At 41.1% G+C, this 10,343-nt stretch carries 13 protein-coding genes; 7 read left to right on the top strand and 6 right to left on the bottom strand.

Translation table 11 applies throughout. The features are described 5' to 3' along the window. Positions 1-204, top strand: a 204-nt coding sequence (locus tag BUC07_RS21060) for a hypothetical protein (RefSeq protein ID WP_217652614.1), incomplete at its 5' end; no start/stop codon positions are given. On the opposite strand, the gene BUC07_RS01240 is transcribed toward BUC07_RS21060, so the two are convergent. Then, positions 201-1,619 (bottom strand): D-glucuronyl C5-epimerase family protein, encoded by a 1,419-nt coding sequence (locus BUC07_RS01240; protein ID WP_175552438.1) that lies wholly within the window; start codon positions 1,617-1,619, stop codon positions 201-203. The two genes, BUC07_RS21060 and BUC07_RS01240, sit on opposite strands and share 4 nt — an antisense overlap. Positions 1,620-1,966: 347 nt before the next feature. Here BUC07_RS01240 and wecB point away from each other — a divergent pair, with 347 nt between their 5' ends. The 6 genes from wecB (at position 1,967) to BUC07_RS01215 (ending at position 6,373) form a co-directional block, all read left to right on the top strand. After that, positions 1,967-3,043 carry a non-hydrolyzing UDP-N-acetylglucosamine 2-epimerase gene (gene wecB, locus BUC07_RS01235; RefSeq protein WP_073164316.1) on the top strand — a complete coding sequence of 359 codons (1,077 nt, stop codon included), beginning with the start codon at positions 1,967-1,969 and terminating at the stop codon, positions 3,041-3,043. Between the two features lie 89 nt (positions 3,044-3,132). Beyond that, positions 3,133-4,260: a DegT/DnrJ/EryC1/StrS family aminotransferase gene (locus BUC07_RS01230; protein ID WP_073164313.1), complete on the top strand. Its 1,128-nt coding sequence runs from the start codon at positions 3,133-3,135 to the stop codon at positions 4,258-4,260. Between the two features lie 77 nt (positions 4,261-4,337). Beyond that, positions 4,338-4,724: a GxxExxY protein gene (locus tag BUC07_RS01225; RefSeq protein WP_073164310.1), complete on the top strand. Its 387-nt coding sequence runs from the start codon at positions 4,338-4,340 to the stop codon at positions 4,722-4,724. 94 nt (positions 4,725-4,818) lie between these two features. Then, positions 4,819-5,385 (top strand): acyltransferase, encoded by a 567-nt coding sequence (locus BUC07_RS01220; protein ID WP_073164307.1) that lies wholly within the window; start codon positions 4,819-4,821, stop codon positions 5,383-5,385. Next, complete coding sequence (locus BUC07_RS21220; protein ID WP_245792598.1) at positions 5,378-5,680, top strand: Gfo/Idh/MocA family oxidoreductase; 303 nt, start codon at positions 5,378-5,380, stop codon at positions 5,678-5,680. Before BUC07_RS01220 ends, BUC07_RS21220 begins: the two co-directional genes overlap by 8 nt. A gap of 63 nt (positions 5,681-5,743) precedes the next feature. Then, complete coding sequence (locus BUC07_RS01215; protein WP_245792597.1) at positions 5,744-6,373, top strand: Gfo/Idh/MocA family oxidoreductase; 630 nt, start codon at positions 5,744-5,746, stop codon at positions 6,371-6,373. A 3-nt stretch (positions 6,374-6,376) separates the two neighbouring features. On the opposite strand, the gene BUC07_RS01210 is transcribed toward BUC07_RS01215, so the two are convergent. From BUC07_RS01210 to BUC07_RS01190, 5 genes are all read right to left on the bottom strand, one after another. Then, positions 6,377-7,666: a glycosyltransferase family 4 protein gene (locus tag BUC07_RS01210; protein ID WP_073164305.1), complete on the bottom strand. Its 1,290-nt coding sequence runs from the start codon at positions 7,664-7,666 to the stop codon at positions 6,377-6,379. Positions 7,667-7,770: 104 nt separating this feature from the next. Further along, positions 7,771-8,202 (bottom strand): type II toxin-antitoxin system VapC family toxin, encoded by a 432-nt coding sequence (locus tag BUC07_RS01205; protein WP_073164302.1) that lies wholly within the window; start codon positions 8,200-8,202, stop codon positions 7,771-7,773. Then, positions 8,199-8,417 carry a hypothetical protein gene (locus BUC07_RS01200; RefSeq protein ID WP_073164299.1) on the bottom strand — a complete coding sequence of 73 codons (219 nt, stop codon included), beginning with the start codon at positions 8,415-8,417 and terminating at the stop codon, positions 8,199-8,201. The genes BUC07_RS01205 and BUC07_RS01200 overlap by 4 nt, the downstream gene beginning before the upstream one ends. A 25-nt stretch (positions 8,418-8,442) precedes the next feature. Further along, a complete protein-coding gene (locus tag BUC07_RS01195; RefSeq protein WP_073164296.1) occupies positions 8,443-9,978 on the bottom strand; it encodes a glycine--tRNA ligase in 1,536 nt (511 codons plus the stop codon). An 89-nt stretch (positions 9,979-10,067) separates the two neighbouring features. Then, complete coding sequence (locus BUC07_RS01190) at positions 10,068-10,343, bottom strand: DUF4834 family protein (RefSeq protein ID WP_073164293.1); 276 nt, start codon at positions 10,341-10,343, stop codon at positions 10,068-10,070.

The raw sequence follows: 10,343 nt of genomic DNA, 5'->3' as shown, positions 1-10,343 counted from the left end.
GCAATCAATATTGCCAAAGTGGAACATTGGTTGAGCCAACCAAAAGAGGCACGTAAACCTTTTTCAATGACTGACATTAAAACCATGAACCACAATAGGTTACTGTTACAACGATTTATTGACGTGTTCGGTGTGAATGCATACTCTGCTAAAAATCGAAACCATGTCAATGAACTTATATATTATGGCACTATTGCCGCTTAATTATTTAACGAAGTATTGATTTTAAAGTTGCCAATAAAATTTAGCGGATCCGTCCGTTTAAAAACGAGCATAAAACTGAATTTCCCGCTTTTGGCCGGCGTAAAGTAATCATTCAAATTTAGAGTATTAATTGCTTTCCATTTTGTATCAGAAATTTTTTTATCCGCTGGAGTAAATTTATAAAAGAGAACTGCCTGGTCCGTGTTTATTACCGGCAATCCTATTTTATAGGTATTTTCTTTTTTTAGTTCAAATGGTTGAGAAATGTGATGTCCAAAATAGGGTGATTCTGCTTTGGATGTGTTAAAAAAATCAACTGTTGTGGCCGGCAAGCTAAAATTTTCCTTATTTTCAAACTTGAGAAGTAAATCTGAGATATCCATTTCAGGGAATGATAATAAAAGCTGGTTCCCGTTGCAAAATTTTTTAAATTTTATTTCCTTAGCCCTTCGTGGATTTCTTTCAGGTTTTTTATAAGCAGTAATTTTATAGGTTGTTAAATTGCTGCCATTAAAATTAATTTTCAGATAATCTGTACTGTCTGTTTGCGGCAATTCAAAACAAAGAAACGCCAAATCGGAGATCTTTTTAATTCTTTTCTGATTTTTGCCTTTTAAATATCTTCTGCATTCTCTCATTGATTTGAAATTGAAGATTTGCAATGAATCCACTTCTACTCGCTGCTGTGTACTCACTGGTAAATAAAACAAAGAGTCATTCATTTTTTCAACCATCCTTGAATTATAGGGGTTTACAAACTCTTTTTTATGGGCCCTTTTATTTTTAAGTTTGTCTGATAGCATTATCGACCAGATTCTCATTTGTGCATCGAATAAAGGTTCCTGAAATAATTCGACTAAGAATTTCATTTCGTAAATCTGGTACCTCATATATCCATCTGTTAACCGACTATTACTTCTGTTGTAATAACTCCAGGTAGGTGTATCGTAGTATTCCAAACTTGTTTTTAAGCATTCGTAAGCTTCATTAAATATTTGCTTTGCCTTTAAATCGTTATCAAAAAAGTTACAATATTCGAATAATCCGATTAACCCATTAATAAATCCATTTAACACTTGTTTCGATCTAGTTGAATTCGGATATTCTTCAATCCAGGTACAGCCTTCTTTAGTGGTGGAAATTGTCCCACCGTCTTCCTGAGGAGAAATTAAAACAAATGCTATTTTTTTTATAATTGGAAGAATTGTTTCATCATCTGTTAAGTCGTAATAACGAAGCAAATAGCTTATCGCATACCCTTGTGTCATTCCTGAATACCAAGGAGCTTTTAATCCACCGTAATTGAAATTATATGGCAGGCCTATTCCTTTGCCGTTAAACATAACGTTTACTTTAGAACTGTCTTTAAAATAATTAATTTGATTAACACATTTATGATAATAAGTACTATCCATTGTGTCGAGGTATTTATAATAAGCCATAACTCCGTATCTGGAAACAGATAGAGGGTGATATCTTTTTTTTGATAAAATTATGCCCTTATCGTCAAATGATCGGGTCGATTCGAATTTAGAAATATTCACCCGGTCAGCTTCACAGCTATACCGCATGAGTTCCTGTGAGTAAATCAATTTTGTAAAAAAGAAGAGAAAAACTAATAGTAATAATCGAAGCATATGTATTGATTTTTTAATTATAGATTCATTTAGTTACAAGATGAAGGAGAGTATCTTCTTTTTGTTCTTCATTAAACATTCAAAAATAGTACTTTTGACTGTTTGTGAAATAAAGTTTTTAATTTATGCCAAAAATTCTCACTATAGTAGGTGCCCGCCCGCAGTTTGTGAAGGCTGCAGCGTTGAGCCGGACCCTGAAAAAATTCAACCTGGAAGAAGTGTTGGTGCACACCGGCCAGCATTTCGATGAAAATATGGCCGAAGTTTTTTTCCGGCAAATGGAAATTCCCGAACCAAAATACAATCTCGGCATCAATTCACTCAGCCATGGCGCCATGACCGGCCGTATGCTGGAAGAAATTGAAAAAGTGCTGACAGCAGAAAAACCTGCGGCAGTGGTGGTTTTTGGAGACACCAACTCCACTCTTGCAGGCGCACTGGCAGCTGCCAAACTGCATATTCCGGTGGCCCATGTGGAAGCCGGGTTACGCAGTTTTAACATGAAAATGCCCGAAGAAATCAACCGCATTTTAACCGACCGTATTTCCAGCTGGTTGTTTTGCCCCACCGAAACCGCAGTGAAAAATCTACAGCGTGAAGGATTTGAAAATTTCGATGTAAAGATTGAAAACATTGGCGATGTGATGTATGATGTAGCGCTTTTTTACAGCCAAATTTCTGCAAAACACGCAACTGTGTTAAAAAAGCTGGGAAATAATTCTCGTCCAATTGTGTTGACCACCTTGCACCGACAGGAAAATACAGATGATTTGAGTCGTCTGCGTTCGATTGTTAAGGCACTGAACGAGTTAAATGATGAATTTCAGGTTGTACTTCCCCTGCATCCACGCACCAAAAAAATTCTGGAACGTGAAAATATCAGGCTAAACTTTGATCCGCTGGAGCCCGTGGGTTATTTCGATATGATTGAATTGTTGAAAAACTGCGTCTTTGTGATTACCGACAGCGGCGGGTTGCAAAAAGAGGCTTTCTTTTTTAAAAAACAATGCCTGGTCATCCGCGACGAAACCGAATGGACCGAGCTGGTTGATTTGGGCTACAATCATTTGGCGGGAGCCGACAAAAATAGGATTTTGGGAAAGGCAGAAGAAATAAAAAATACTCATGCCGGATTTGAAGAAAAACCTTACGGCGAAGGAAATGCCGCCGAAAAAATTGCGTTGTTTTTGAAAGAGATTTAACCGCAATGGCGCAATGACACATAGAAAATGTAATTTTGAATTCATAAAAAATCATGGCGCCTTAGCGTCTCAGCGGTAAAAAAGAAAATATGGAAAAAATCCACATGTGCGACACCTACGGGCAGTACCTCACCATGAAGGCCGAGATTGATGCTGCCATGCAGGAGGTAATAAAATCTACCCGATTTATAAAAAGCGGGAAAGTGCTGGAGTTTGAAAACGAACTTTCCAACTACCTTCAAACCAACGTAATTTCCTGCGGAAATGGAACCGACGCGCTGCAAATTGCTTTTATGGCGCTGGGTTTGCAGCCGGGCGACGAGGTGATTACCACACCGTTTACTTTTATTGCTACTGTGGAAGTGCTGGCGTTACTTGGCCTTAAACCGGTTTTTGCCGATGTGAATCCTTCCACGTTCAACCTTGATGAAAAGGAGGTTGAGAAAGTGGTTACTTCAAAAACGAAGGCCATCCTGCCGGTTCATCTTTTCGGGCAGTGTACCCACCTGGAACCGATGCTGGATCTGGCCGAAAAATACAACCTTTTTGTAGTTGAGGACGCTTGCCAGGCGCTGGGAACCGATTATATTTTCAACGACGGTACGCAAAAGAAAGCAGGAACTGTAGGCCACATCGGGTGCAATTCGTTTTTCCCATCAAAAAATCTGGGGGCTTTCGGCGACGGAGGCGCCGTTTTTACCAACGACGAAAAACTGGCGACTGTAATCCGATCCATTGCCAATCACGGCATGAAGGCAAAATACCAGTACGAACGTGTTGGGGTAAATTCGAGACTCGATAGTATTCAGGCTGCGGTACTGAGCGTAAAACTCAAATATTTTGAAAAGCACATCAAAGCCCGGCAAAAGGCAGCAGCCTGGTACGACGAGCAGATGAAAGGTATCGAAGAAATTCAACTTCCGCAAAGAGTAAATTACAGCACACACACTTTCCATCAATACACCATTCAAACCAGCCGGCGAAACGAATTGCAGCAGTTTTTGAAAGGGAGGGGCATTCCGGCAATGGTTTACTATCCGGGCGTTATTCATTTACAGGAAGCTTATCAGTATCTTGGACACAAGAAAGGCGACTTTCCGGTGAGCGAACAACTAACCGAAACAGTGCTGTCGCTTCCCATGCATACTGAATTGACAGGAGAACAGTTGGAATATATTACAAGTAACATAAAAGAATTTTTCAAAGGAAGAAATTGACCGCAAAGGCGCAGAGACGCAAAGGAATAATATAAGATCTTTGCGCCATTTCGCCTTAGCGGTGAAAAATATAGATTATGAATAAAGATGAGCTCAATCAGCTTTCAAAAGAAATTCTTGCTGCTGCCATTACAGTTCACAAAGAAATGGGACCCGGCTTATTGGAATCGGTTTACGAACTTTGTTTATTAAAGGAGCTCCAGTTAAGAGGAATTTATGCTGAAAATCAGGTTCCTGTCCCTCTTTTTTATAAGGGGAAACAACTAAACAAGGATTTCAGGATGGATATTCTGGTAGAAAAAGAAATTGTGATTGAATTGAAAGCGGTTGATATTCTGCTTCCTGTTCATGATGCGCAAATTATTTCCTATTTAAAACTGACCAATAAAAAATTAGGATTCCTGATTAACTTTAATGTTCCTTTGATAAAGGAAGGATTTAATCGGTTTGTAAATAATTTTTAGGAAAAGAATTAACCGCTAAGACGCAAAGGCGCAAGGAAAAATAAATTAAAATCTTTGCGTCTCAGCGCCCTTGCGGTGAAAAAATATTAAAACAATGAATAAACTATTTATCCACGAAACAGCCGTGGTTGACGAAGGCGCAAAGATTGGAAGCGGCACCAAAGTTTGGCATTTCTCCCATGTGATGGGAACAGCGCAAATTGGCGAAAACTGCGTGTTGGGACAGAATGTTTTTGTTGGCAATAAAACCGTTTTGGGCAACAACGTAAAAGTGCAGAATAACGTTTCGGTTTACGAGGGGGTGGTTTGCGAAGACGATGTTTTCCTGGGGCCGTCCATGGTTTTTACCAACGTCGTGAATCCGCGCAGTGCTGTTAACCGCAAGGAGGAATTCAAAAAAACACGGGTTAAAAAAGGTTCGACCATTGGCGCAAATGCCACCATCGTTTGCGGAATCACGTTAGGCGAATACTGCTTCATAGGAGCAGGTGCCGTAATTACCAAAGATGTAAAACCTTTTGCACTGATGGTTGGCGTTCCGGCTCGGCAAAAAGGCTGGGTGAGCCGCTCGGGCGCAATACTTGGCGAAGATCTGGTTTGTCCTGAAACCGGAGAAAAGTATATCTTAGCCGGCGGTTATTTGAAACTTTTAAATGAATAAACGGTATGATGAAGTTCTCACTACTCATATCTCACTACTCAATACTAACAAGATGAAACGATTTGCACTGATAGGTTCGGCCGGATACATTGCCGACCGCCACATGAAGGCCATAAAAGAAACCGGGAATGAACTGGTTTGTGCCACCGACCGGTTTGATGTGATGGGCCGCATGGACAGCTATTTCCCCGATGCCGAGTTTTTCCCGGAGATTGAAAACATGGATAAATACATGGACGACATCCGGCACCAGGGAAATCCCATCGATTACGTGACCATTTGTACACCCATCTAGCACCCCTCGCACATCAGGGTTGCCCTGCGAAACGGTGCTCATGCTATTTGTGAAAAGCCACTGGTGATATACCCGGAAGATATGCACATCATTAAAGACATTGAGGCCGAAACTGGGAAAAATGTATATACCGTTTTGCAGTTAAGATATCATCCAACTATTTTGGCACTTAAAAAAGAAATAAAAGAAGGCGGTGACAAAATTTACGATATCGATTTGAGCTACATCACCACCCGCGGAAAATGGTACTTGAAAGGCTGGAAAGGCGATGTTTCCAAATCAGGTGGCGTGGCTACCAATATTGGCATCCATTTTTTCGATATGATTACCTGGATTTTTGGCGATGTAAAAGAAAATATTGTGCACCACTACGGACCGCACAAAGCCGCCGGTTTTCTTCAACTTGAAAAAGCCCGCGTGCGCTGGTTTCTCAGCCTCGACTACAGCGACCTTCCGCCACAAGCCACCGAAAAAGGAATGCGTACCTATCGCTCCATAACCGTAAATGGAAAAGAAATTGAATTCAGCGGAGGATTTACCGATTTGCACACGGTTACCTACCAGAATATTTTGAACGGAAACGGGTTTGGAATTGATGATGCCCGCGAAAGTATTGAATTAACTGATTTTGTTCGGAATGCAGTACCGGTTGGCCTGAAAGGAGATTACCACCCGTTTTTGAAAAATGCCTGAATTTTATTTTCCCGAAAGGTCGATGAATTTTTGAGCCAGATTTTTCCGGGAAAACTTTTCGAAGGCTGACGATTCAACCTGAAGTTCTCCTTCAATGAACAGATTGAAATAGTTTTCAAGTGTTTTTCGTATGCCAACTGCGTCATTAAAATCAAATGCTATCCCGGTTTTTGTTTCGTTCAGAATATTAACGAAGTCTGCATCGGTGGGGCCAATAGCCAGAATGGGGCGTTTCATTGCCATGTATTCGTACATTTTGCCGGGTAAAATTCCACGGGCATTGGGCGCATCGTTTATGGGCAGCAGCAATACCTGTGATTTGGCCAGTTCTTCCAGTCCTTTTTTATGGGGAAGGTGTTCCGTCTGAACCAGGTTTTCTTTCAAACCGTTATTTTCAATTTCCTGTATTACCGAATCGTCGGTTTGACCAATCAACCGGATACGAAGTTTTTCTTTGAATGTTCTGTTTTCTTCTGCAAGTTTGCCGAGTACCTTCCAAAGTACTTTGGGATTGCGGTCGCGGTTGAATGCCCCAAAATGCGAAATGGAGAATGAGTTGTCTGGTGAAAATGAAATTCCTTCAAAATCTTCCGGGTCGAAGCCGTTATGAATAATTTCTACTTTTTTTCCGTGAATTTTACTTAAATCTTTCGCGCAATTCGGACTAACGGTCACCACATGGTCGGCTTTTTGAAGCACTTTCAGTTCAAGTTTCCGGTGTTTTTTATCGCCCCATTTGGTTAAGCGCAACTTGTTATAAAAATCAATATCCGTCCAGGGATCACGAAAATCGGCAATCCACGGAATGGCGAATTTTTCTTTCAGGCCGAGGGCAATTAAATGCATGCTGTGCGGCGGTCCGGTGGAAATGATGAGGTCAACGGGATTTTCTTTCAGGTAGTTGGTGAGAAATTTCACCGAGGGTTTTATCCAGAATTTCCGTGGGTCGGGAATCAGAAAGTTGCCCCGGATAAAAACCGATAACTTGCTTTTCCAATTGCCCGACGAGGCTTCCGAAATGTAACCGGCTTTGAATTTTTCACCTTTCTTTTTCCCGGTTAGTTTTCTGAAAACCTCATAGGGTTCCCATATCGGTGTTTTCAGAATTTCTGTTTCGGGATGAATTTCAGCAGTTAAACTTTCGTCCACCACAGAAGCATCTGGGTTTTCTGGCGTAAAAATTACCGGTTTCCATCCCAGGCCGGGTAAATACTTCGACATTTTCAGCCAGCGCATAACTCCGCCACCCCCGCTGGGTGGCCAATAGTAAGTTATGATTAAAACTTTTTTCATAATTAAGCGGACACACTAAAAATTACCCGGCTGCAAATAAAACCGCGAAGGAGGAGGCAGAGAAAAAAATAAAACTCTGCCCCAAATCACCCGCGCGGAAAATATTATGATTTGACATTCAGTCCCTCATGGATTGCAATATCAGCCAATAGTTTATCGGAAGTGAGAAAAATATCTACGTTTTCTTTTATGCTTAAGGCTGATGCCAATTGAATTGAATCCAAAGTCCTTAACCCATCAGTCCAATATTTTGCAATTAAATTTTTCGCTGATTTTCTTAACGTAAAATTTTGTGGTACAAACCTGAATTTTGCAGAATCTTTGTCAAATTTTTCAATTAATGTATTAGCAATATTTTCGCTGATTTCTTTTTTTCGGCATTTTTTCCAAACTGCGGAACTGAATTCAATTCCGGTTATTTCACAAAGATAAATGGCATTGACAGAATTTTTTTTAAGCAATTCCATCAACTCATCAGTTCCTTCTTCCTTATGGTAAAGTTTGAATAATGAAGATGTGTCAAAATACAAATTCATATCGCTTCGCGTCTCTCTTCAATGACTTCATCGGAAAACGAAGTTTTGCAATCTTTCAGCAATTCCTGAGTTTCCAGGAAAGAGAAATCTGAGAAGGTTAAAACATCATTGTTTTCTTCTTCAAATGAAACTGTAACTTTAACTGGCTTCGAAAACTTTACCGGCTTATCTAATTTAAGTTTGCCCCTGAAATATGTTCCTGTTAATGTTGGCATGTCTTAACTTTTTATAACCTTAAAGTTACAATTTTTCAAACAATTTTCGCATGCTCACCTTCTCACCAATAATTTTGCCCAAGCCAGCAATGGTTACCCGCTCCTGCTCCATGCTGTCGCGGTAACGGATGGTAACGGTATTGTCTTCCGTGGTTTGATGATCAACGGTAACGCAAAACGGTGTGCCAACGGCATCCTGGCGGCGGTAACGTTTCCCGATGGAATCTTTTTCGTCGTATTTGCAGTTGAAATCAAACTTCAGTTTGTCGATTATTTCCCGTGCTTTTTCGGGTAGTCTGTCTTTTTTTACCAGCGGCATCACGGCCAGTTTTACAGGGGCCAGTACCGGCGGAAGTTTCAGCACCACGCGCGAATCTTTTTCCAGTTCCTCCTCACAGTAGGCTGCCGAAATCACCTGCAAAAACATACGATCGACCCCGATGGAGGTTTCAACCACGTACGGAACATACGATTCGTTTATTTCCGGATCGAAATAACGGATTTTCTTTCCCGAATATTTTTCGTGTTGAGCCAGGTCGAAATCGGTGCGCGAATGAATTCCTTCCACCTCTTTAAAGCCAAACGGGAATTTGTACTCCACGTCCACCGCGGCGTTGGCGTAGTGCGCCAGTTTTTCGTGCTCATGAAAACGGTAATTTTCTTCGCCAAAACCAAGTGCCTGGTGCCATTTCATCCGAATGGTTTTCCATTTTTCAAACCAGTCGAGTTCAGTGCCGGGGCGCACAAAAAACTGCAATTCCATCTGTTCGAACTCGCGCATGCGGAAGATAAACTGCCGGGCCACAATTTCGTTGCGGAAAGCCTTGCCAATCTGTGCAATGCCAAACGGGATTTTCATGCGTCCGCTTTTTTGCACGTTCATGTAGTTTACAAAAATACCCTGCGCGGTTTCGGGACGCAGGTAAATTTTAGAAGATCCGTCGGATGTGGAACCCATTTCGGTGGAAAACATGAGGTTGAACTGGCGCACATCGGTCCAGTTGCGGGAGCCGGAAACCGGGCAAACAATTCCCTCGTCTTCAATAATTTGTTTGAGTTCTTTCAGGTCGTTGTCGTTCAGCGCTTTTGCAAAACGCTCGTGCAAATCGTCGTATTTTTTCTGGTTGGCCAAAACTCGCGGGTTGGTTTCTCTGAATTGCTTTTCATCAAAAGCATCGCCAAACCGCTTTTGTGCTTTGGCAACCTCTTTATCGATTTTTGCTTCGTATTTAGCCAGTTGGTCCTCAATCAGCACATCGGCACGGTAGCGTTTTTTCGAATCTTTGTTGTCGATGAGCGGGTCGTTAAATGCATCCACGTGCCCCGATGCTTTCCAGATGGTGGGGTGCATAAAAATAGCCGAATCGAGGCCCACCACGTTTTCGTGCAGCAAAACCATGCTGTCCCACCAGTATTTTTTGATGTTGTTTTTTAGTTCTACGCCATACTGGCCGTAATCGTAAACAGCGCTCAGCCCGTCGTAAATTTCGCTCGACTGAAATACGTAACCGTATTCTTTGCAGTGCGCTACCAGCTTTTTGAAAAGATCTTCCTGTGCCATTTATTTATTTTTCAGAATGAATTAAGCAACAAAAATAGAATTTAATCGGATGTTGTGAAAAATGGAGGTGCTTAAAGAACAGGAGAAAATTAATCCACTTCTTCAAAGTCAACATATTCTCCGTCTTTTTGATTGTGGTTTCGGTTCCTTTTTTTGTCGTATTCTATGGTTACATCTCCTTCGCTCCGGTTGGGGTGTTGTTGTTTTTGTTGCTCGCGCATTTTGTGCTGCATGTCCTTAATTTTTTTGTCCAGAATTAAAGGCAGCACATACCTTGTGAATAGACGGATAGCAAAATATACAGCGGCAATTATTACCAGTGTTCTAATAAATCCAACAATATATAAATGAATGAAAAGCTCCAT

Source organism: Tangfeifania diversioriginum (assembly GCF_900141875.1).
GTDB classification, from domain to species: Bacteria; Bacteroidota; Bacteroidia; order Bacteroidales; family Prolixibacteraceae; genus Tangfeifania; species Tangfeifania diversioriginum.
Note: the sequence above shows the minus strand (reverse complement) of the source record. Positions and strands in the feature narration are given on the sequence as shown.